Here is a 21,718-nt window from a genome sequence, read left to right on the forward strand (position 1 = left end):
GTGATCGAGTGCTGAGGCGCGAGGACGGCTTGGCCATTTCACCGTTCGCCGGTTCACGGCTCACCCTCGCCCGAATCGACATGCGCTTCAACGCATGTCGATCCAGCCTCGACCTCGCGCGGCGGCTTGGCCGTCAACGTGATCGAGTGCTGAGGCGCGAGGACGGCTTGGCCATTTCACCGTTCGCCGGTTCACGGCTCACCCTCGCCCGAATCGACATGCGCTTCAACGCATATCGATCCAGCCTCGATCTCGCGCGGCGGCTTGGCCGTCAACGTGATCGAGTGCTGAGGCGCGAGGACGGCGAACCACCGACCGATACGCTACCGAAGCCATCCCGACCGACAGGCTGATTCGCCCGATCCGTTCGCCTATCGTGCCGAACCGATGTATTCCCCGCGCGACGCGGTATGAACGTGCCTCGGGCTGACAGTCCCTACCCCCTCTGTCATCATCGAACAATTGCGCCGTCGGGGATGGCGACCACCTTTCGCACCGTATCCAGGAGACTCCATGTCCTCATCCAGTTCGATTCGCCGCGACGTCGGCCCGTTTGCCCTGATGCTGACCGGCCTGGGTTCGATCATCGGCTCGGGCTGGCTGTTCGGTGCATGGAACGCGGCCAAGCTGGCCGGCCCCGGCGCGATCTGGGCGTGGGTGCTGGGTGCGGCGATCATCATGACGATCGCGCTGACGTACGCCGAACTGGGCGCGATGTTTCCCGAATCCGGCGGCATGGTGCGTTACGGCCATTACTCGCACGGCTCGCTGGTCGGTTTTATCGCGGGCTGGGCCAACTGGATCGCGATCGTCTCGGTGATTCCGGTCGAGGCGGAGGCCTCGGTGCAATACATGTCGGGCTGGAAATGGGGCTGGGCTCAGGATCTGTATCACGTGACGGCCGGCAAGGGCGAACTCAGTCATACCGGCCTCGGCATCGCCGCCGTGCTGGTGATCATGTACTTCCTGCTGAACTTCTGGAGCGTGAAGCTGTTTGCGCACTCCAACACCGTGATCACCGTGATCAAGCTGATCATTCCGGCAGCCACCGGCGTCGCGCTGATTGCCAGCGGCTTCCATAGCGAAAATCTTTCCGTCGGCATCAACGGCGGCAACCACACCAACGATTTCGCGGCGATCCTCACGGCCGTCGCCACCGCCGGCATCGTATTCGCCTTCAACGGGTTTCAGAGTCCGGTCAATCTGGCCGGTGAGGCACGCAATCCCGGCAAGAGCATTCCATTTGCCATCGTCGGCGCCATCCTGATCGCTACCGTGGTCTATGTGCTGCTGCAGGTGGCCTATCTCGGCTCGGTGCCGCAGGCGATGCTGGCCAAGGCCGGCTGGCACGGCATCAGCTTCAGCTCGCCGTTCGCCGAGCTGGCGATCATCGTCAATCTCAACTGGCTGGCGATTCTGCTGTACGCCGACGCCTTCGTCAGCCCGAGCGGCACCGGCATGACCTACACCGCCACCACTGCCCGCATGATCTACGGCATGGAGCGCAATGGCACCCTGCCGAAAATTCTCGGCCACGTGCATCCGAAATCCGGCGTGCCGCGGCCGGCGATGTGGCTGAACCTGGTGGTGTCGTTCCTGTTCCTGTTTTTTTTCCGCGGCTGGGACTCGCTGGCGGCGGTGATTTCGGTGGCCACCATCATCTCCTACCTGACCGGCCCGGTGAGCGTGATGACGTTGCGCCGCACGGCGCCCGAGTTGCATCGCCCGTTCCGGCTGACGGGCCTGCCGATCATCGCCGGCATCGCTTTCATCATGTCGGCCGAGCTGCTGTACTGGGCCAAATGGCCGCTCACCGGCAAGATCATTCTGCTGATCGTGGTGGCGTTGCCGATCTATCTCTACTACCAGTACAAGAGCGGCTTCCACGATTTCGGCCGGCAGATGAAAGGCGCCTGGTGGCTGGTGTTTTATCTGATCGCCCTGGCGGGCGTGTCGCGCATCGGCAGCGTCAAATTCGGCGGCCTGGACTACATCCCCTTCGGCTGGGATCTGGCCGTGGTCGCCGTGATCGGCCTGGTGTTTTTTCTGTGGGGCGTAAAGTCCGGCTGGCGCACGCCATCCATCGAAGAAGCGCGTGAGGAAGCGCACAACGATTGAGCGGCGCCTCTTCTGTGTGAATGAGGCAGCGATCCCGACCCAGAGTAAACAACATGGCGAGTCGTACGTTTGCAGTTGTATGACGGGATGCGCCGATCACTTTCTCGATGGCTCGCCTATCTCACAAACCCACAATCAACGGAGATCGGCGTGAAACTATCGATGAAAGTCGCGTTGGTTTTGCTCGGACTCAATGTCTTCGGGTCCGTCCCTGCCGCCTTCGCCGAGTCCCCGGCTGCGACGCAGGCCGTGCCGGCGGATGAAAAGATCAACAACTGCAACAGAGGCCTGGAACAGATTCTTCCCGGCGACTATTACGCCTGCGAAGCTCGCTACTATTTCCAGAACGGTCACAACCAGCACGGAGCCTCGGAACTCGAGGAGGCGGCCTATTGGGCCAGCAAGGACGCACAGTTTGCACTGGGCCTGATGTATTTCAATGGCGATATGCAGGGCATTCCGGCAAACCGTCCGCTGGGGCTGGCATGGTTTGCCCTGGCGGCCGAAAGAAACGATTTCGACCATCAAAGATCCTACGCCATCGCTCGCGCCAAAAGCAGCGAACAGGACATTCAGGCCTCCGAGGCGCTGCTGAAAAAAATGCAGTCGACGTACGGCGATAAAGTCGCCGGCTTACGCGCCATGCGCCGGTTCAATCATGAAATTGCCCCGCTGGAAGATGCCGCCAATACCGGAGGAATCGTTTACCTCCGGGGATATTCGCCGTTTCCCGAGGACGCCAACACCGTGGTCGCTCAGTTGCACGCGGAAGCCGACAAGGCCTTTGAGGGTTTAATCGGCACCGTCACGGTCGGCCCGCTGCAGGTGAGATAACCCGCCAAACTGCGGATCAGCAAAGCGCGAGAACGTCGGCCAGCAGTGCCTGCGCCGTGACTTCCGGCCCGGCGCCCGGCCCCTGGATTACCAGCGGCTGGGTGTTGTAACGCAAGGTGGTGAGGGCGAACTGGTTGTCGGTGCCGTAGAGGCGCGCGGCCGGATGCGTGGCCGGAACCTCGGCGAGGCCGACACGAGCCTTGCCGCGCTGATTGAGCCGCGCGAGGAAGCGCAGCACGTTGCCTTTGGATGTCGCTTCGGCGTAGCGGGCGGCCAGCGGCTCGTCCAGTTCGGCCAACCGTGCGAGAAACTGTTCGGCCGATATCGCCCGCAGCGTTTCAGGCACCAAGCTGTCGACCTGGACCTCGTCGACGCCCAGCGCAAAGCCGGCATTGCGCGCGATGATCAGCAGCTTGCGCGCGACGTCGTCGCCGGAAAGATCGGAACGCGGATCGGGCTCGGTATAGCCGAGCCGGCGCGCTTCCAGCAGCAGGGCGGAAAACGGCTGGCTGCCGTCGTACTGATTGAACAGCCACGACAGCGAACCGGAGAACACGCCTTCCAGCGTGAGCAGGCTGTCGCCGCACTGGCGCAAGCGACGCAGCGTCGAGAGCACCGGCAGGCCGGCACCGACGGTCGCCGAATCGCCGTAGCGCGCTCCGTGCGCGGTCGCGGCCTGCAGCGCGCGCCAGCCAGACAGCTCGCCGCCGGCCAGCGCCTTGTTGGCGGTGACGACGTGATAGCCGCGTCCCAGCCATTCGGCGTGGCGTGACGCCAGCGCGGCGTTGGCCGTGGCATCGACGATCACCTTGTGTCTGGCATCGCAAGCATCGAGAGCCGCCAGCAGCAGCGCGTCATCGCGCGGATCACCGCCAGTGTTCAACTGCTCGCGCAATGTCTTACTGGCGAGGCTTGCCGCCTCGGTGTACTGGCGACGCGAGTTCGCCGCACCGACGAGTCGAATGCTCGCCGCTGCCGGCGTGTTGAGCAGCTTGAGCAGGGCGCCGCCCACCACGCCCGTACCCAGCAGCACAATGCCTGTCGCGAATGCCGATGCAGAAGGTGCCGGCGATTTCAGCGGGGCGGCAGGCACGACGACCGCCGAACTCATGCGTGGACCCGGCCGACAGCGGCAGCCCGGGCGGCTTTGGCTGCCAGCGCATGTGCGCGGGTCAGCCCGGCATCGATATCGCGCAGCAGATCGTCGCCGTCCTCGATACCGACCGAGAGGCGCAGCAGACTGTCGGCAATGCCGGCAGCGTGGCGAGCCTCGGGGGCCATCGACGCATGCGTCATCGAGGCAGGATGCGCGACCAGGCTCTCGACGCCGCCCAGCGATTCGGCCAGCGAGAAATATTCCAGCCCGTCGACGAAGGCCTCGATCTGGCTCACGTCGCCCTCCAGCTCGAAGCTGAGCATGGCGCCAAAACCCTGCTGCTGGCGCGACGCAAGCGCGTGGCCCACGTGGTTTTTCAGGCCCGGGTAATAGACTTTGCGCACGGCCGCATGGCCGTCCAGATGGCTGGCGATGCGCTCGGCGTTTTCCTGATGCTGACGCAGACGAACGGCCAGCGTGCGCAGGCCGCGCAAGGTGAGGTAACTGTCGAACGGCGCGCCGGTGAGCCCATTGCAGTTGGCCCACCATTTCAGCTGATCGTAGACGGCGGCGTCCTTGGCTACCGCCGCACCGCCGACCACGTCGCTATGGCCATTGATGTATTTGGTGGTCGAATGCACGACCACGTCCGCACCGAGCAGCAGCGGCTGCTGCAGCGCGGGCGAAAGAAACGTGTTGTCGACGACCAGCAGCGCGCCGGCGGCGTGGGTGGCCTGCGCCACGTGGCGGATATCGGTGATGCGCAGCAGCGGGTTGGACGGTGTCTCCACCCACACCAGCGCCGGCTTCTTGGCGAGGCCGGCGGCCAACGCGGTGCTGTCCGTCAGGTCGACGAAATCCACTGTGAAACGGCCCTTTTTTGCCCAGGCATCGAGCAGGCGCCAGGTACCGCCGTAGCAGTCGTGCGCCGCCAACACATGGCCGCCGGCCGGTACCAGCTCCAGCACCAGCGCAACCGCCGACATGCCGCTGGAGGTCACCACCGCACCGGCACCCTGCTCCAGCTCGGCCAGCGCGTTGCCGAGAAGATCGCGGGTCGGGTTGCCGCTGCGCGAATAGTCGTAAGCGCGCTTGCGACCGAAGCCCTCGAAGCTGTAGTTGCTCGACAAATGCAGCGCAGGCACTACCGCACCGTGCTGGGTATCGGTTTCGATGCCGGCACGCACGGCGGTGGTACAGGGGGTGCACTTGCTCATGGAAGTCTCCGGAACCGTTTGATGTGTTGATGCAAGAGAGGCTTGAGTCGATCAGGCCGCATCGATTAATTCAGCGCGCCGCGCAGCAGCGGCGCGAGCTGTTCGGGCTCTTTCAGAAAGGCATCGTGGCCGTACGGCGAATCGACCACTTCCAGCGTGGCCGAACCGTGCAGCCGACTCTGCAGCTCGCACAGGTCGGACAACGGCACCAGCCGGTCGGACGGAAAGCCGATCAGGGTCGAGCGCACGGGCACCAACTCCGGCGCGATGTCATGCAGGTCGATCGATTCGGACAGCGCCAGGAAGCGATCCGCGTCGAAGTGTTCGACGAAGCGGCGGCCGGCGTGCTCCAGATAATCCTCGACCGGAAAATGGAAGCGGCCGTCGCGAAACTCCGGACCACCGGCGAAGCGCTTGCCGAACTCGGTGCTGCCGCGGTACGTGGTCATCGCCAGCTGACGCGCCAGCGACAGCGCCTCATTAACCTGCCCACTGGCCTGACCCATGCGCACGATGCCGCGCTGCACACTGCGCTGGGCGGTGGCCAGCGGGTGCGGCCGATGCGCCCCGGCCAGCAGCACCAGTCGATCGACCGCATGCGGATGACGCGCGGCAAACGCCAGACCCACCATGGCGCCATAGGAAGAGCCGATAAACGCATAGGCCTGCGTAACACTCAGCGACTGTAGCAGCGCGGCCAGGGCGTCGGCCTGATCCTCGCTGGAGATGGCATTCGTGCCCAGCTCGGCCGGGCTCAGCCAGTCGATCGACAGTACGCGCCATTGATTCAAATCGATGGCGGCACCGGCGCCGACCAGCGGCTGCCACCAACCCGGCGCGGCACCGCGATCCAGCGTCACCACATCGCGATCGGCCGAAATGCCGCCCTGCACGATCAGCGTAGGTGCATCCGGCGCCCCCGTCCACGCATAGCGCACGTCGACTTCGACCGCGTCGCTGCCGTATTTCGGGGTCAGCGTGACGCGGCGCATGCTGCGCCGAACGGTCAGGCTGGGGCGGTGGCGCAGCGGTGCCAGTATCGCGTCGATCGCGGCGCTGGTGCTGGAGGCGGCAAGGGCTTCGGGCGAACAGGTCATTCGGTCTCTCCGGTCGGCATCGTCCTGCGAAGGGCCGGAAAGGTCGTCATGCGTAGGATCGACAGCAAAGCGCTGCGAGAGACATGACGCCCATCTTCCGGATTGGCGCCAGATGGCGCTTCCGCAGGAATTAGCACCGTTGCGAAAACATTCCGCAGGTTGCCCCGGCTTCAATGGGCCTGTCCCTCAGCCGGTCTCGATGAGTGAGTCGACAGTAAAGGCTGACATTTTTATTGTCAATAGACGTCTAAACATCTAAACGTATAAACTGTCGATCGCCAAGAAAATAGACAAACATCCTTTTACGCCAATGCGCAGCCGCGTCGGACCGGGGACTGACGCCATCCTGGCGGCGATCCGCTACACCGGCGGCCCGATCGCCTTTGATCAGACCAATTCGCTCTAGACTTGGCTTCTGACTTCAGCCAGTGGCGAAACCTACCCATGAGCCATCACACCGACTTCGCCAGCGCCATCGGCCGCACCCCGCTACTGCGCCTGCGTCATGCCTCGGAACTCACCGGCTGTGAGGTGCTTGCGAAGGCGGAGCTGATGAATCCGGGCGGCTCGATCAAGGATCGGACCGCGCTGGGCCTGCTGCAGGACGCGCGCGATCGTCGGCTGATCCGCGCCGGGGGCACCGTCGTCGAGGGCACGGCCGGCAATACCGGCATCGGCCTGGGCCTGCTGGGCGCCAGCCTCGGCTATCGCACCGTCATCTTCATGCCCGAAACGCAGAGCCGCGAAAAGATCGACGCGCTGCGCCTCACCGGCGCCGAAGTGCGGCTGGTGCCCGCCGTGCCGTATAAGGATCCCGGCCACTACGCCCACCAAGCCCGCGCGCACGCCGAGGCCATGAACGCGGCGGATCCCGGCAACGCCTGGTTCGCCAACCAGTTCGACAACACCGCCAACCGCGATTTCCACGAGGTCACTACCGGCACCGAGATCTGGGAGCAAACGCATGGCCGAGTCGACGGCTTCGTCTGCGCGTCGGGTACCGGCGGCACGCTGGCGGGCGTGGGTCGCGCGTTGAAAGCGCGCAAGCCGCAAGTGCGCATCGCCCTAGCCGATCCGGCCGGCTCGGCGCTGGCGAACTACGTCAATACCGGCGAACTGATCGCCAGCGGCCATTCCATCAGCGAGGGCATCGGCTCCAGCCGCGTTACCGCCAACTTCGACGGCGCGCCGATCGATCTGGCCTGGTCCATCCCGGATGACGAATCGGTTCCGCTGGCGCATCGGCTGCTGCACGACGAAGGCTGGTGCGTGGGCGGCTCCAGCGGCGTCAACGTGGCCGGCGCGATTCGGCTTGCGCGCGAGCTGGGCCCAGGCCACACCGTGGTGACGATTCTCTGCGACGCCGGCACACGCTACCAGGCGAAATTGTTCAACCCCAACTTTCTGCGCGAAAAAAATATTCCTGTGCCGGCGTGGCTGGATGCCGCGTTTCCTGGCGGATGAAGCCCAAGCTATGGCCGACCCGAATATCTGCATAGCCTTGGCTGCTGGTAACGTAAGAGCATGACTACTCAATCCGATCTGTCCGCCCTGCACGCCCGGCTGCAAGGCGAGGGCTTTGCCTTCCTCGGCGCCGAGACCATGGATGGGTTGCTGGGCGATCCCCGCTCGCTGGAAGACTGGCAGACATTTACCGAAAGCTGGAACGATCTGGCGCCCGACGCCTATCTGGCCGCCAAGGGGCGCAAGCGTCGCCGCCGCCATGCCACGTTCACCATCGACGCCGACGGCGGCATCACCCGCAACCCACAGCAGCCGCACGTGCAGACCCTGCAGCACAACAAGCTGCAGGGCGGCATCGAGCGCTGGTTCGTGCCGATCCGGCCGAAGATCACCGACGGCCCCAGCTTTGGCCGCATTCTTGCGTTCAGCCACGCGCTGTTCGGCTCGCTGGCGCCGCGCGTGGCGCACTGGCACGTCGAGGTACACCAGTTCCGCATCGAGGCTACCATTGGCGAAGCAGGCGAACCCACGCCCGAAGGCGTGCATCGTGACGGTGTGGACTACGTGCTGGTGCTGCTGATCGACCGCACCAATATCGAAAGCGGCATCACGACCATCCACGGCGGCAGCGGCAATCTGCTCGGCAGCTTCACGCTTACCCACCCGCTGGACGCGGCCCTGGTCGACGACGCCAAGGTCAGCCACGGCGTAACCGCGGTGACGCCGTTCGATCCGACCAAGCCGGCGCATCGCGACGTGCTGGTCGTGACGTTCAAGGCGGCTGTTTAGCCGCCCCTGTCGTCGAAAGGCCCCACAACGCGCGCATAACCGCGAATGAGCTAGGCTGGCAATCACATCACTCGTCTGGCTGCCCATGTCCTTCGATTTATCGCATCGCAGGACGGCCGCCGCGGCGCCGTTACCCGACGCCCTGTCCGAACGCCTGAAGTTCAACGGCGACAACCGCTTTCATCGCGAACTGCGTCGACGCGTCGACGCGCAGTTCAAGCACAGCGGCACCCGCCAGCGCGACAGTGCGGCCATGTATCTGAAAACCGCCGTCATCCTGGCCATGTTTGCCGCCAGCTACATTGCGCTGGTGTTTTTCGCGACCAATGGATGGCTGGCTCTGGCGATCAGTACGGTGCTCGGCAGCACCGTTGCCTGCATCGGCTTCAACGTGATGCATGACGGCGGCCATCAGGCGTATTCGGATCGGCGCTGGATCAACCGACTGATGGCGCTGACCCTGGATCTGGTCGGCGGCAGCTCGTATATCTGGCAGTGGAAGCACGCACGCTTTCACCACACTTGGGTCAATGTGGCCGGGCACGACAGCGATATCGATCTGGGCGTGCTGGGACGACTGTCGCCCGAACAGCCATGGCGTCCCTGGCACCGCTGGCAGCACCTGTATCTATGGGTACTCTACGGCGTCACCGCCATTCGCTGGCATGTCTATGGCGACTTCCGCGACATGATTACCGGCAGAGTCGGCGAGCGCCCGTTCGATCGACCGCATGGCTGGGACCTGGTGGGCTTCGTGATCGGCAAGCTGGTGTTTTTTACGCTCGCCTTCGGACTGCCGCTGATGCTCCATTCGATCGGCGCGGTGCTGCTGTTCTACACGACCACCTCGGCCGTGGCCGGTGTGCTGCTGGCGCTGGTTTTCCAGATGGCGCACGTGGTCGAGGAAGCCGACTTTCCCGCACCGAACGCCCAGAGCCGGCAGATGGACACGCCGTGGGCGATCCACCAACTGGAGACCACGGTGGATTTTTCGCGCGACAGCCGCGTGCTGAGCTGGCTGATCGGCGGGCTCAATTTCCAGATCGAGCACCATCTGTTTCCGCGCATTTCGCACGTGCATTACCCGGCCGTAGCGCGCGTAGTCGAGGCCACCTGTCGAGAATATGGCATCACTTATCGCACGCATCGCAGCTTTGCCGCGGGCATCGCGTCGCACTATCGCTGGCTGCGGCAGCTGGCTATGCCGGTGGACGTGGTTCCACCGGCCCTCCTACCTATCGATGCAGTTCCACACTGAGCCACTGAACGGCGAATTTGCGATGGGCTGATCCGGCTGCGACACTGGCCGACACGATCACCGCCGCAACCGCCGGCGGACGTCGCCACCCGGGGAAGCTCATGTCCGTCGTCGCCACTGTCGTCATCGCCATCATTGCGCTGCTCCACGTGTATTTCCTCATCCTGGAAATGTTTCTGTGGACCAAACCAGCCGGCCGCCGCGCCTTCGGCCTCACCGCGGAGTTTGCCGAAGCGTCCAAAACGCTGGCGGCCAATCAAGGCCTGTACAACGGCTTCCTCGCGGCGGGGCTGATCTGGGGCCTGAGCCTCGGCGTCGCCGGCTTTGGTGTAAAAACATTCTTTCTCGTCTGCGTACTGGTGGCCGGCATCTTCGGCGGCCTCACGGCCAGCCGGAAGATTCTGTGGATTCAGGCGCTACCCGCGCTGATCGCTTTACTGCTTTTGCATTTGGGCTGATCGTGTCACTCCGTCAGCAACTCTCCCTGGGTTTCGACAGCATGCCTGCTACAGCGCGCGAAGCCGTCGGCAAACGCTACGACATCGAACGGATGCAGCTCGCCCGCGACAAAAGCTGGGCAGCGCTGCACGGCATTCGCGCCCGCATGCGCACAGGCATCTCCGAAGACGAGGCCGCGCTGGAGGCGGCCGAAGTCTTTCGCAAGCTGGGCATGGAACGACTTTGGCACCCGGTACTGATCCGTATCGGCCCGAATACCACCAAAACGTATCGGCAAGCATCCGACCCCGCCGTACGCCTGGGCGAGAACGACAGCTACTTCATCGACCTCGGCCTGGTGTTCGATGGTCATGAGGGCGATGTCGGCGACACGTTTGTGGTGGGCGACGCGCCACAGCGCCAGGCCTGCGCCGAAGCGGCGCGCGCGCTGTTCCACGAAGTGGCCGACACTTGGCGAAATCGAGGATTGAGCGGCCAGGCGCTATACGCATATGCCGACGAACGTGCCGAGGCGATGGGCTACCGGCTCAATCACGCCGTCAAGGGTCATCGCGTCAGCGATTTTCCCCACGCGATTCACAAGGGCGGCGACCTCGGCGCGCTGGAGGCCTCGCCGACGAGCGGACTGTGGATTCTGGAAATCCAGATCGCGCATCCCAGCGAGCCGTTCGGCGCGTTCTACGAAGATCTGCTGGTGTCGACGAACGCCGCATAACTACGCTGCCAGGAGCTGACGATGCCTCACTTCTACATGGAATTAGCCGTTGTGCTGGTCTGTCTTATCACCGGTATCGCCAGTTTCCGGAAGCATGACAAACGTACTGGCCTCGGATTTGTGTGCTCTTCGATCGGAATATTCGCCGTCGCACTGGAGCGGGTGCTGCCCGCCGCAGCCCCCTGGCTCGGCGATGCGGGTGCCTTCGTATCGTTGCTCGGCAGCGCATTTTTCGTTGCGAATCTCTGGCATGCGCGGCAGCCCATTTCTCGCAGCATGCCGATTGAATCTGCGCGGCAGCACGTACGAATTTCGCCAACACGCAAGTCATGAAAATTCTGATCTTCGGCAATTCCGGCTCCGGCAAAAGCACGTACGCGAAGGCGATGGCCAAGCAGCACGCGCTGGCTCATCTGGATCTGGACACGATCGTATGGGAGCCCGGACAGATCGCCGTGCCGCGTTCGTCCACCGCGATTGATCGCTCACTGAAAGCTTTCCTCGATGCTCATTCGCGCTGGGTCATCGAAGGCTGCTACGGAGAGCTCGTATCGGCTGCAGCGATGCGCTGCGACCGGCTGGTGTTTCTCAATCCGGGGCTCCAGACCTGTCTGGCCAACAACCGGCGGCGCCCGTGGGAACCGCACAAGTACGCCTCGAAGGAAGCGCAGGATGCGATGCTGGAAAAACTTCAGACATGGGTCGCCGGTTACTACCGACGCAGCGATCACTGGTCGTACCGGCAGCATCGGCAAATCTTCGATGCGCATACGGGCACGAAGCACGAATACGTGACGTCGCCACCATAGATTCCGGCTACTTGCTGGCGCGATTATCCGCGACCGGCATGAAATGCGCGCTTGACTCGTCATTCATTATGGATGTATAGACGTCCATATGACATTTATTGTGCAGCCCAACATCTTTGTGGCTCCCGCCGGGGCTAGCGGCGCGCTTTGCACTGGTTCGCCATGCGGCAAGAACGGGCGATGTTCGCGGGGGTAGCGTCTTCTCCTCAACCGGATCCCAGCCAGCCCCCAACACGCATTGCGAACAAGCCATGACCCTGACCCAGCTGCGCCACCTCGTCGCGATCGTCGATTGCGGACTCAATATCTCCCTCGCTGCCGAGCGCGTGCATGCCACCCAGCCCGGGCTGAGCAAGCACCTGCGTCACCTGGAGGAAGAACTCGGCTTTCCGATGTTCAACCGGCGCGGGCGCAACCTGGAAAGCCTGACCCATGTCGGTGGCCGCGTGCTGGAAAGCGCCCGCATGATCCTTGCCGAAGTGGATTCGATCCGCTCGGTGGTCGCCACCATGCATGGGGTGACGCGCACCATGCTGCGCATCGCCACTACGCACACCCAGGCGCGCTTCGCCCTGCCTGCAACGATCGGCGCGCTGAGCCAGCGCTTTCCCAACCTGAGCGTGCACCTTCAGCCGACGGCCGATGCCCTGCTGCTCGACGTGCTGGACAGCGACGGCGCCGATATCGCCATCGTCAGCACGTCGGGCGGGCCGCCGAAAACCAACGGCCTGGCGCTGCCGGCCTACCGCTGGCATCGCGTCGCCCTGGTGCCGCGCGAACACGCCTTTGCCCAGCTGACGCGGCCGTTGACCCTGGCGGAACTGGCCGGCGTGCCGCTGATCAGCTACGACTCGTCGCTGAAAGCGGATTCGTCGCTGCGGCAGATCTTCGAGACGGCGGGCCTGCACCCGCAGATCGCCATGACCGCCGGCGACGCCGACCTGATCAAAACCTACGTCCACGCCGGCATGGGTGTAGGCATTCTGGCCGAGATGGCGCTGCAGCCGTCGGACGCGGAGCACCTGCGCGCGCTGCCGGCCGATCACCTGTTCCCGACCTGCACTACCTGGATCGTGCTGCGGCGTGAGAGTCCGCTGCGCGAGCAAGCGCTGGAGTTCGTGGCGCAGTTCGCGCCGCATCTGGACCGGGGCCAGGTCGGCCAGGCGCTGACCAGCGGCGTCAATTTTGATGGCCAGTGGCCAGCTACGCCGTACTGGCATCAGCCCGGATCGGCCTCGGCCCAGGTCGTGCCGTTTCCGGCGCGCGGGTCGCAGCGGTAAACCACCACGCCGCCCCGGGTTCTCGGACAGCCATCCAGGGCTGACGAAGCCCCTATTCCACCCAACCGACGGCGCTCATCGCGAGCCGAAAACCCTGCCCCAGCACGGCGCGGCGGCTGCGGGTGCGCATGAAAATCGGCCGAATCACAACTCGGACCCGAAAACACGCTAAAATCATGAGTTAGCCGCTGCCGATCTTCACCGGCGATGCCTTTGAACCGGGTTCAAGGCACGCCCTATGAAGCGCGGCCGCAAGGCGGACGGCCCCGTGCGGCCCGCCGATCGACGTTATATACCCAACGATTACTCATCCAACCACGCTCGACATTTCGGAAACCAGGTCATGGCCAGAAACAAACCACTCACCCTTTATCGCAACATCGGCATCATTGCGCATATCGATGCGGGCAAGACCACGACGACCGAGCGTGTTCTGTACTACACCGGCAAAAAGCACCAGATCGTCGACGTGCATGACACGAAAGACGGCAAGGGCTCGACCACGACCGACTACCTCGAGCAGGAGCGCAAGCGTGGCATCACCATTCAGTCGGCCGCCGTGTCGACCGAGTGGAAGGGTCACCAGATCAACGTGATCGACACCCCGGGACACGTGGACTTCACCATCGAAGTGAACCGTTCGCTGCGCGTGCTCGACGGCGCCGTGGTGGTGTTCGACGGCGTGGCCGGCGTGGAACCGCAGACCGAAACCAACTGGCGCCTGGCCGACCAGTACAACGTGCCGCGCGTCTGCTACATCAACAAGATGGATCGCATCGGCGCCAGCTTCGCGCACTGCGTCAAGGGCATCCGCGAGCGCCTCGGCGCGCCGGCCCTGCTGTGCCAGATTCCACTGGGCAGCAGCGACGAGTTCTGCGGCATGGCCGACCTGGTTGCCAACGTGGCCTATATCTGGGCGTCGGACGACAAGGACAGCAAATGGGAAACCGTTTCCTTTGAAGAAGCGAAGGCCCGCCTGAAGTTCGGTTCCACCGTCGACAACGACTGGATCGATCAGCTGCCGAAGCTGCGCGAAGAAATGCTGGAAACCGCGCTGGCAATGGACGACGACGCGTTCGAGCAGCTCATCAACACCGGCGAGCACGATCCGAAGGTGCTGAAGGAGTGCATCCGTAAGGGCTGCGTCACCGGCAAGCTGGTGCCCGTGTTCTGCGGCTCCTCGTACAAAAATAAGGGTGTGCAGCAGCTGCTGGACGCCGTGGTCGACTACATGCCCTACCCGGGCGAGAACGGCGGCATCTCGATGGTCGACGAGGACGGTAACGTCATCGGCGAACAGGAAGTGCGCGACGACGCACCGGCACGCGCGCTGGCGTTCAAGGTCATCAACGACCAGTTCGGCACTCTCACCTTCTGCCGCGTCTACTCGGGCGTGATCAAGAAGGGCGACACGCTGCAGAACGTCACCCGCGGCAAGAAAGAGCGCGTGGGTCGTATCGTGGAAGTGCAGGCCAATGCGACCAAGGAAATCGACGAAGTGCGCGCCGGCGACATCTGCGCGTTCGTGTCGATGAAGGACACCGAGACAGGCGACTCGCTGAGCGATCCGGCGCACCCGGCCCTGCTCGAGCGCATGCGCTTCCCGGACCCCGTGATCAGCGTGTCGGTCGAGCCGAAGACGCGCAACGACGTCGACAAGATGTCCACTGCGCTCTACAAGATGGTCAAGGCCGATCCGTCGCTGCGCATGGAAGTGGACAAGGAAACCGGTCAGACGGTGCTCAAGGGCATGGGCGAGCTGCATCTGGAAATCACCCTGGATCGCATGCGTACCGAGCTGGGCGTAGACGCCAACATGGGCAAGCCAAAGGTCAGCTTCCGCGAAGCGTTCGGCCAGACCGTCGAGCACACCTACACCCACAAGAAGCAGTCCGGCGGTTCGGGCCAGTTCGCCGAAGTGAAGATCATCTTCGAGCCAGGCGAGTCCGGCTCGGGCGTGGTGTTCTCCGACGAAGTAGTCGGTGGCCGCATCCCGCGCGAGTACATCCCGGCCGTGCAGCACGCAATCGAAGTCGAGTCGCGCCAGGGCCAGGTCGCCGGCTACGAAGTGCTGGATTTCAAGGCGCGCCTGATCGACGGCAAGTACCATGACGTCGACTCCTCGGCGCTGGCCTTCGAAATTGCCGCGCGCGCCTGCTTCCGCGAGGCACAGAAGATGTCCAAACCGAAGCTGCTCGAGCCGATCATGGCCCTGGAAGTGGTCACCGAAGCGACCTATCTCGGCGACGTCATCGGCGACATCAACCGTCGTCGCGGCAGCATCTCCGACCAGGGCCAGAAGGGCATGTCGGCCTTCGTGCAGGGCTTTGTGCCGCTGTCGGAAATGTTCGGCTACATCAACTTCCTGCGTTCGGCCACCAGCGGCCGCGGCAACTTCACCATGATCTTCGATCATTACGAAGAAGTGCCGGCCAGCATGGTCGAGAAGCTGATGGAGAAGGAAGCGAAGTAAGCTTCGCTTTCATAGCGCGCTGCCCTCACCGTCAGCGCGAAATCAAAGAACCCGGGGAGCGATCCTCGGGTTTTTTTGACCGCGGTCGACGTGATGCGACACCTGGAATGATTAAAACTTTGGGCGCGGCACCGGGGTCTGCTCTTGTCGGTGCTGCATCGCATGATGACAGCGGCAATTTCTTTCGTTCATGCTCGGCGGAGGGGACACGAAACCTACGACCTCACCGGCATATTGCCGGCGCCGTCGGGTAGCGGCTCAAAAAAGGACGCCAAGTGATGGCGCGATGTATTCCAGGGTAGGGAAGCTGCATGAACGATTTTAGGCGGACGCCGTTCGCACACACGCGGGCACCGCAGGGCCGACGCCAGAGGCTCGCCAGCGCATGCGCGCTAGCTTTGCTGATAGCCGCGGCTAGCCAGGCCGTCTCGGCGCAAGATTCAGCGACGACAGCGCAAGGCCGCCAGGACCAGAAGCCTGCTGCGGCTACCGCAAATAAAGACGCCAAGGACACTAAAACGGCAGCGGCAAAACCGGTCAAGCCCGCCGCCAAACCAGAGGACTTGGCCAGCACGCTGGACACTGTCGTGGTCACCGGCATTCGGGCCAGTATCGAGAATTCGATCAAGGCCAAGCAGTTTTCCGATGACATCATCGAAGCGATCTCGGCGGAAGATATCGGCAAGCTGCCTGATTCCAGCATTGCCGAAAGTCTCGCCCGCCTGCCCGGCTTGGCCACGCAGCGCGTCGACGGTCGCGCCAACCAGATCTCGATTCGCGGCCTGTCGCCCGACTTTGCCGGCACCACGCTCAACGGACGCGAGCAGGCCACCATCGGCGAAAACCGCGGCGTAGAATACGACCAGTATCCGTCCGAGCTGATCAGCGGCGTGGCCGTCTATAAGACGCCCGACGCCAGCCTGATCGGCCAGGGCCTGTCCGGCACCGTCGATCTGCACACGATCAAACCGCTGGACCTGCCGAACCGGACCATTTCGGCGAACCTTCGCGGTGAGTCCACCTCCAACGGCAACCTCAATCCAGGCAGCGGCGTCGGCGATACGGGGCATCGGGCCAGCTTCTCCTACATCGACCAGTTTTTCGACCACACGCTCGGCGTTGCCGTGGGATTCGCGCAGCTCGATTCGCCGATCCAGGAAAAGCAGTATCAGGCTTGGTACTGGAGCGTCGACAACGGCCCCGCCGGCATTGAGCAGAACTACAACTACCCGCATACGCCAGGCATACCGGACAACGTGCTGTCGCAGGAAGGCATGGCCCTGCGTGCCAAGTCGGAGAGCCAGCAACGCAACGGGTTGATAACGGTACTTGAATGGGCGCCGAGCAAGGCATACCACTCCACGCTGGATCTTTACTACTCCGCCTTCCGCCAACGCACTTACAGCAATGACGCGCAGTGGTCGAGCAGCCCGTACGACACTGTCCCACACAGCTACAGCAACGTCGGATTGACGCAGGCGCAACCTTATCCTGTCGTCACCTCGGGCTCGATGACCAACATCGCGCCGATTCTGCAGAACGACTACACCAAGGAACGCGACAAGCTCTTCTCCGCCGGCTGGAACAACCAGTTCGAGTTCGGCGGCGACTGGTCCGGCACGGCCGATCTCTCCTATTCCAGCGCCAAGAAAAAACTGCAGGATGCCTACCTGTTCGCCGGCCTGCCGGACGGCGCGTTCACCAGCGTGGACTTCAACACGCCGGCCGACAACGGCTATCCGGATTTTCGTCCGGCGGTGAATCTGGCCGCCCCCGGCACGGTGGTGTTCACCGATCCGGACAATTACGGCTACAACGGCCGCGAGGAGTTCGACAGCCAAAAGGATTCGATCAAGGCCATCCGCCTCGAAGCCACGCGACAGCTCGGCTGGATCTTCGACAGCATGAATCTCGGCGTGGACTACTCCGATCGCATCAAGGTGAAGCAGGCCAATGTGTTTTTCGCGTGGCTCAACGGCAACGGTTCCGATGACGCCACTTACAACCACAACTTCAGCGTGCCGATCGACCCGGCTTATCTGCTGGGCCCCACGTCGCTGGGCTACGGCGGCATACCCGGCATCCTCAACTACAACGTGCTCGACGCGCTGGGCAGCCAGTTTTATCTGACCCAGCGCAACGGCCAGGGCGACTTCAGCCGCAACTACTCGGTGGAAGAAAAGGTGCCGCTGGGCTACCTCAAATTCAACATCGACACCTCGCTGGGAAGTATCCCGCTGCGCGGCAACGCCGGTGTGCAGGTCGTGCATACCGACCAGTCGTCGGAAGCGCTGCAGACCGATGGCGACACCCTGGTCGGCCGCATCGATGGCGGGGCCAGTTATACCAAGGCGCTTCCCAGCCTGAACCTGGTCGCCGAGCTAGGCGATCAGCAATACCTGCGATTTGGCCTGGCCAAGACGATGGCGCGCGGTCGCATCGACGACGAGAAGGTGGCCACGTCGGCGGGCGTAGCCGTTGTAACCGACGGCCCCGGCACGGGTCAGGTGCTGTGGTCCGGAAGCGGCGGCAACCCGAAGCTGCTGCCGTATATCGCGGTCGGCACCGACCTGTCGTGGGAAAAATACTTCGGCACGTCCAGCTACGTGGCGGTAGCGGTGTTCAACAAGAATCTCCTCAACTACATCTACAACCAGACCACGCTGAATTACGACTTTTCCAACTACGTCAACGACACTCCCACGCTCACGCCGACCAGCAATTTCGGCGCGTTCACCCGACCGGAAAACGGCACCGGTGGGCGCATGCAGGGGCTGGAATTATCCGGCGCGCTGGAAGGCGGTCTGATCGCGCATGCGCTGGATGGTTTTGGGGCGCAGGCCAACTTCTCGCTCACAAACAGCTCCATTCCCACCAACGCGATCTCGTCCATTCCCGGCAGCCCGAGCACCCTGCCAGGCCTGTCGCGCAAGGTGGCCAACCTGCAGCTGTATTACGAAAAACATGGATTCTCCGTGCGCATTGCCGAGCGATACCGGTCGTCGTTCACCGGCGAAGCTGTGGCGCTGTTCGACCAGCTTGGCTACACGAAGATCCTGCCCAACAAGCAAACCGACTTGCAGCTCGGCTACGACTTCACCGAAGGCCGCTGGAGCGGCCTGTCACTGCTGCTGCAGGTCAACAACCTCACCAACACTCCGGACACCACCGTGCAGGTTTCAAACCTGCCTAACGGCGTTTCCCTGTCCAGCCCGCTCGAATACGACACCTACGGGCGCACGGTACTGTTCGGCGTAAATTACAAGTTGTGAGGTGGATTTGTGCCATCAACGCCGCCGACTAACACGTTGCCCACGTAGGTTCGCGATGACCACAGCGAACCCCAACGCCGTATATTCCGTCACGTTGGGGTTCGCTGCGCTCACCGCCAACCTACGAGCGGAACGGGCGCGCGGCCGATCCGCGGTATCATTACGGGTTGACGCTCCAGCCGACCCGCCCGCATGTCTTCGCATCTTCAAGAAACCCGCCGCCGCCGCACGTTTGCCATCGTCAGCCATCCTGACGCGGGCAAGACCACGCTGACGGAAAAGCTGCTGCTGTTCGGCGGCGCGATCCAGATGGCCGGCTCGGTCAAGGGCCGCAAGGCCGCACGCCACGCCACGTCGGACTGGATGGCCCTGGAAAAAGAGCGCGGCATTTCGGTGACCTCGTCGGTGATGCAATTTCCATACGAGGGCAAGATCGTCAACCTGCTCGATACGCCGGGCCATGCGGACTTTTCCGAAGACACCTATCGCGTGCTGACCGCGGTGGATTCGGCACTGATGGTGATCGACTGCGCCAAGGGCGTGGAAGAACGCACCATCAAGCTGATGGAGGTCTGCCGCCTGCGCGACACGCCGATCATGACCTTCATCAACAAGCTCGATCGCGAGGGCCGCTCGCCGATCGAACTGCTGGACGAAGTGGAATCCGTGCTGGGCATCGCCTGCGCCCCGCTGACCTGGCCGATCGGCATGGGCAAGCGCCTGAAGGGCGTATATCACCTGCTGCTGGACGAAGTGCACGTGTTCGAGCCGGGCAAGAATTTCACCCGTCAGGACTCGACCATCTTCAAGGGGCTCGACGCGCCGGGCCTGCTGGAAAAGATCGGCGACGAGGCGATGCGTGAGCTGCGCGAGGAACTTGAGCTCGTGCAGGGCGCGGCGCCATCTTTCGACATGGACGAATATCTCGCCGGTCGGCAGACGCCGGTGTTTTTCGGCTCGGCGGTGAACAATTTCGGCGTACAGCTGCTGCTGGATTTCTTCGTCGAGAACGCACCCTCGCCACGCCCGCGCGCCACGCTCACCCGCGAGGTCGAGCCCGAAGAGGAAAAACTCAGCGGCTTCGTGTTCAAGATCCAGGCGAACATGGATCCAGCGCACCGCGATCGCGTCGCCTTCATGCGCGTATGCTCGGGCACCTATACCGCCGGCATGAAAATGATGCAGACCCGCACCAACAAGGAGGTTCGCATCGCCAACGCGCTGACCTTCATGGCCAGCGACCGCGAGATCGTCGAAACCGCCTACCCCGGCGACGTGATCGGCCTGCACAACCATGGCACCATCACCATCGGCGACACGTTCACCGAAGGCGAGTCGGTCAACTTCACCGGCATCCCGAACTTTGCGCCGGAGCTTTTTCGCCGCGCGCGCCTGCGCGATCCGCTGAAGATGAAGGCGCTGCAGAAAGGTCTGGCCCAGCTCAGCGAGGAAGGCGCCACCCAGTTCTTCCGGCCGCTGATGAGCAACGACCTGATCCTGGGTGCGGTGGGCGTGCTGCAGTTCGATGTGGTGGCGTATCGGCTGAAAGACGAATACAACGTCGACGCCAGCTTCGAACCCGTCACCGTCACCACCGCGCGCTGGGTGCACTGCGACGACGAAAAGGTGCTGGCCGAATTCCGCGAGAAGAACGCGATGAACCTCGCCATCGACGGCGCCGGCGAGCTGGTCTACATCGCGCCGACGCGCGTCAACCTGCAGCTGGCGCAGGAGCGCTGGCCGCAGGTGCGTTTTGTCAATACGCGCGAGCACGCCGCGTCGGTGGTTGCCTAAGCGCTGCGGTTGATCTGCGGCAAAGTTGCAGACAAAGCCCGCGCGGCGGACGTTCGAGCGACGTAACGACCATCACCGGGAATTGCCATGCAAGCCGCTTCGCTCGCCTTCGTCACCCCGCCCGATGCGCCGCGCTGGCAGCGCTGGCTGGTGTTTTCGGCGGCAGGGCGAATCGCCTTCTTCGCAGCGATGCTGCTCGGCGTCGGCTTCGTCATTCACCTCGCGCTGGGGATGCTTGGCTGGACCCCGAAAACCGCGTCGCCGTTGAAACTGGCGCTGGTCACGCTGAGCCTGCAACTGTTGCCGACAGTCATCGCCTATCTCGTTCTGGTCAAGCGGATCGAGCGGCGGCGCATGCGTGAATGGTCGCTGGCGACTTTGCCCACTTTCGGCGTCGGTGGCCTGGTGACGGGGGCGGCACTGTTCACGACCATCGTCGGCGCGCTGTGGCTGCTCGGCGTCTATCACGTGACCGGCACCAATCCGCAGGTGAACTGGCTGCCGCAGCTGCTGGTAGCCGGCGTTGGCGCCGGCATCGGCGAGGAAATCGTGATGCGCGGCGTGCTGTTTCGCAGCATGGAGGAAGGCTGTGGCACGTGGATCGCCGTTGCGGTCTCGGCGCTGTTTTTCGGCGGCGCGCATAGCTTCAACCCGGGTGCCACGCTGTGGAGTTCGGCAGCCATCGCCGTCGAAGCCGGGGTGATGCTGGCCCTGCTGTACCACGTCACCCGCTCGCTATGGGCATGCATGGGCCTGCATGCCGGATGGAACATCATGCAGGGCACGGTCTACGGCATCCCGGTTTCCGGTAGCACGGTCGATGGCTGGCTGGTCTCCCATCGCACGGGCCCGGCGTGGCTCAGCGGCGGCGTTTTCGGCGCCGAAGCGTCGGTGGTGGCGCTGCTGATGTGCTCGCTGCTCACCGCAGCCCTGGCGACGGTGGCGCTACGTCGCGGTTCGATCGTACCTTTCCGACGCCATCGCTGACTTATTGTCATACAAAGCTGGCGAACGCGCGCCGCTATGGCATAACGGCGACAACG

General features: G+C 63.4%; 18 protein-coding genes and 1 riboswitch. Of the genes, 15 read left to right on the top strand and 3 right to left on the bottom strand.

The window, feature by feature from the left end; genetic code table 11:
• The 3 genes from HDE78_RS18825 to HDE78_RS18835 form a co-directional block, all read left to right on the top strand.
• Positions 1-353: hypothetical protein (locus tag HDE78_RS18825; protein WP_218862559.1), on the top strand; the 353-nt coding region annotated here is incomplete at its 5' end.
• 160 nt (positions 354-513) lie between these two features.
• Entirely contained in the window at positions 514-2,118 is a 1,605-nt protein-coding gene (locus HDE78_RS18830) for an APC family permease (RefSeq protein WP_179482363.1), read from the top strand.
• A gap of 150 nt (positions 2,119-2,268) precedes the next feature.
• Complete coding sequence (locus HDE78_RS18835; protein ID WP_345776086.1) at positions 2,269-2,952, top strand: hypothetical protein; 684 nt, start codon at positions 2,269-2,271, stop codon at positions 2,950-2,952.
• Between the two features lie 16 nt (positions 2,953-2,968).
• Here the strand turns inward: HDE78_RS18835 and HDE78_RS18840 are convergent, their stop codons facing one another.
• The 3 genes from HDE78_RS18840 to HDE78_RS18850 all read right to left on the bottom strand — a co-directional run bounded on the left by HDE78_RS18840 (position 2,969) and on the right by HDE78_RS18850 (position 6,362).
• Positions 2,969-4,063: a homoserine dehydrogenase gene (locus HDE78_RS18840; protein ID WP_179482365.1), complete on the bottom strand. Its 1,095-nt coding sequence runs from the start codon at positions 4,061-4,063 to the stop codon at positions 2,969-2,971.
• Entirely contained in the window at positions 4,060-5,265 is a 1,206-nt protein-coding gene (metB, locus tag HDE78_RS18845) for a cystathionine gamma-synthase (protein WP_179482367.1), read from the bottom strand. Before metB ends, HDE78_RS18840 begins: the two co-directional genes overlap by 4 nt.
• Positions 5,266-5,330: 65 nt before the next feature.
• Entirely contained in the window at positions 5,331-6,362 is a 1,032-nt protein-coding gene (locus HDE78_RS18850; protein WP_179482369.1) for a homoserine O-succinyltransferase, read from the bottom strand.
• An 87-nt stretch (positions 6,363-6,449) separates the two neighbouring features.
• Positions 6,450-6,568, bottom strand: a riboswitch (SAM riboswitch).
• 238 nt (positions 6,569-6,806) lie between these two features.
• On the opposite strand from HDE78_RS18850, the gene HDE78_RS18855 reads away from it, so the two are divergent.
• The 12 genes from HDE78_RS18855 to HDE78_RS18910 all read left to right on the top strand — a co-directional run bounded on the left by HDE78_RS18855 (position 6,807) and on the right by HDE78_RS18910 (position 21,662).
• Positions 6,807-7,826, top strand: coding sequence for a cysteine synthase A (locus tag HDE78_RS18855; protein WP_179482372.1), 1,020 nt, complete (start codon positions 6,807-6,809; stop codon positions 7,824-7,826).
• A 60-nt stretch (positions 7,827-7,886) separates the two neighbouring features.
• Complete coding sequence (locus tag HDE78_RS18860; RefSeq protein WP_179482374.1) at positions 7,887-8,615, top strand: 2OG-Fe dioxygenase family protein; 729 nt, start codon at positions 7,887-7,889, stop codon at positions 8,613-8,615.
• Positions 8,616-8,700: 85 nt separating this feature from the next.
• Entirely contained in the window at positions 8,701-9,873 is a 1,173-nt protein-coding gene (locus HDE78_RS18865; RefSeq protein WP_179482376.1) for an acyl-CoA desaturase, read from the top strand.
• A gap of 101 nt (positions 9,874-9,974) precedes the next feature.
• A complete protein-coding gene (locus HDE78_RS18870) occupies positions 9,975-10,331 on the top strand; it encodes a DUF1304 domain-containing protein (RefSeq protein WP_179482378.1) in 357 nt (118 codons plus the stop codon).
• A gap of 41 nt (positions 10,332-10,372) precedes the next feature.
• Positions 10,373-11,047 carry a M24 family metallopeptidase gene (locus HDE78_RS18875; protein WP_179482380.1) on the top strand — a complete coding sequence of 225 codons (675 nt, stop codon included), beginning with the start codon at positions 10,373-10,375 and terminating at the stop codon, positions 11,045-11,047.
• Between the two features lie 21 nt (positions 11,048-11,068).
• Positions 11,069-11,380, top strand: a complete 312-nt coding sequence (locus tag HDE78_RS18880; RefSeq protein WP_179482382.1) for a hypothetical protein — start codon at positions 11,069-11,071, stop codon at positions 11,378-11,380.
• Positions 11,377-11,856: a shikimate kinase gene (locus HDE78_RS18885; protein ID WP_179482384.1), complete on the top strand. Its 480-nt coding sequence runs from the start codon at positions 11,377-11,379 to the stop codon at positions 11,854-11,856. The genes HDE78_RS18880 and HDE78_RS18885 overlap by 4 nt, the downstream gene beginning before the upstream one ends.
• Positions 11,857-12,107: 251 nt before the next feature.
• Positions 12,108-13,136: a LysR substrate-binding domain-containing protein gene (locus tag HDE78_RS18890; protein ID WP_179482386.1), complete on the top strand. Its 1,029-nt coding sequence runs from the start codon at positions 12,108-12,110 to the stop codon at positions 13,134-13,136.
• 343 nt (positions 13,137-13,479) lie between these two features.
• Positions 13,480-15,609: an elongation factor G gene (fusA, locus tag HDE78_RS18895; RefSeq protein ID WP_179482388.1), complete on the top strand. Its 2,130-nt coding sequence runs from the start codon at positions 13,480-13,482 to the stop codon at positions 15,607-15,609.
• A 311-nt stretch (positions 15,610-15,920) separates the two neighbouring features.
• Positions 15,921-18,881 carry a TonB-dependent receptor gene (locus HDE78_RS18900; RefSeq protein WP_179482390.1) on the top strand — a complete coding sequence of 987 codons (2,961 nt, stop codon included), beginning with the start codon at positions 15,921-15,923 and terminating at the stop codon, positions 18,879-18,881.
• Positions 18,882-19,073: 192 nt separating this feature from the next.
• On the top strand, positions 19,074-20,675 hold the full coding sequence (locus tag HDE78_RS18905) for a peptide chain release factor 3 (protein ID WP_179482392.1): 1,602 nt from the start codon (positions 19,074-19,076) through the stop codon (positions 20,673-20,675).
• 87 nt (positions 20,676-20,762) lie between these two features.
• Positions 20,763-21,662, top strand: a complete 900-nt coding sequence (locus HDE78_RS18910; protein ID WP_179482394.1) for a type II CAAX endopeptidase family protein — start codon at positions 20,763-20,765, stop codon at positions 21,660-21,662.
• Positions 21,663-21,718 lie beyond the last annotated feature (56 nt).

It is taken from the genome of Rhodanobacter sp. K2T2, from assembly GCF_013408815.1.
Taxonomy (GTDB): Bacteria; Pseudomonadota; Gammaproteobacteria; order Xanthomonadales; family Rhodanobacteraceae; genus Rhodanobacter.

Excerpts from the sequence above, each read along its gene's own strand:
- HDE78_RS18830 (WP_179482363.1), top strand. The coding sequence starts at position 514 with ATGTCCTCATCCAGTTCGATTCGCCGCGACGTCGGCCCGTTTGCCCTG.
- HDE78_RS18840 (WP_179482365.1), bottom strand. The coding sequence starts at position 4,063 with ATGAGTTCGGCGGTCGTCGTGCCTGCCGCCCCGCTGAAATCGCCGGCA.
- metB (WP_179482367.1), bottom strand. The coding sequence starts at position 5,265 with ATGAGCAAGTGCACCCCCTGTACCACCGCCGTGCGTGCCGGCATCGAA.
- HDE78_RS18850 (WP_179482369.1), bottom strand. The coding sequence starts at position 6,362 with ATGACCTGTTCGCCCGAAGCCCTTGCCGCCTCCAGCACCAGCGCCGCG.
- HDE78_RS18855 (WP_179482372.1), top strand. The coding sequence starts at position 6,807 with ATGAGCCATCACACCGACTTCGCCAGCGCCATCGGCCGCACCCCGCTA.
- HDE78_RS18860 (WP_179482374.1), top strand. The coding sequence starts at position 7,887 with ATGACTACTCAATCCGATCTGTCCGCCCTGCACGCCCGGCTGCAAGGC.
- HDE78_RS18865 (WP_179482376.1), top strand. The coding sequence starts at position 8,701 with ATGTCCTTCGATTTATCGCATCGCAGGACGGCCGCCGCGGCGCCGTTA.
- HDE78_RS18870 (WP_179482378.1), top strand. The coding sequence starts at position 9,975 with ATGTCCGTCGTCGCCACTGTCGTCATCGCCATCATTGCGCTGCTCCAC.
- HDE78_RS18875 (WP_179482380.1), top strand. The coding sequence starts at position 10,373 with ATGCCTGCTACAGCGCGCGAAGCCGTCGGCAAACGCTACGACATCGAA.
- HDE78_RS18880 (WP_179482382.1), top strand. The coding sequence starts at position 11,069 with ATGCCTCACTTCTACATGGAATTAGCCGTTGTGCTGGTCTGTCTTATC.
- HDE78_RS18885 (WP_179482384.1), top strand. The coding sequence starts at position 11,377 with ATGAAAATTCTGATCTTCGGCAATTCCGGCTCCGGCAAAAGCACGTAC.
- HDE78_RS18890 (WP_179482386.1), top strand. The coding sequence starts at position 12,108 with ATGACCCTGACCCAGCTGCGCCACCTCGTCGCGATCGTCGATTGCGGA.
- fusA (WP_179482388.1), top strand. The coding sequence starts at position 13,480 with ATGGCCAGAAACAAACCACTCACCCTTTATCGCAACATCGGCATCATT.
- HDE78_RS18900 (WP_179482390.1), top strand. The coding sequence starts at position 15,921 with ATGAACGATTTTAGGCGGACGCCGTTCGCACACACGCGGGCACCGCAG.
- HDE78_RS18905 (WP_179482392.1), top strand. The coding sequence starts at position 19,074 with ATGTCTTCGCATCTTCAAGAAACCCGCCGCCGCCGCACGTTTGCCATC.
- HDE78_RS18910 (WP_179482394.1), top strand. The coding sequence starts at position 20,763 with ATGCAAGCCGCTTCGCTCGCCTTCGTCACCCCGCCCGATGCGCCGCGC.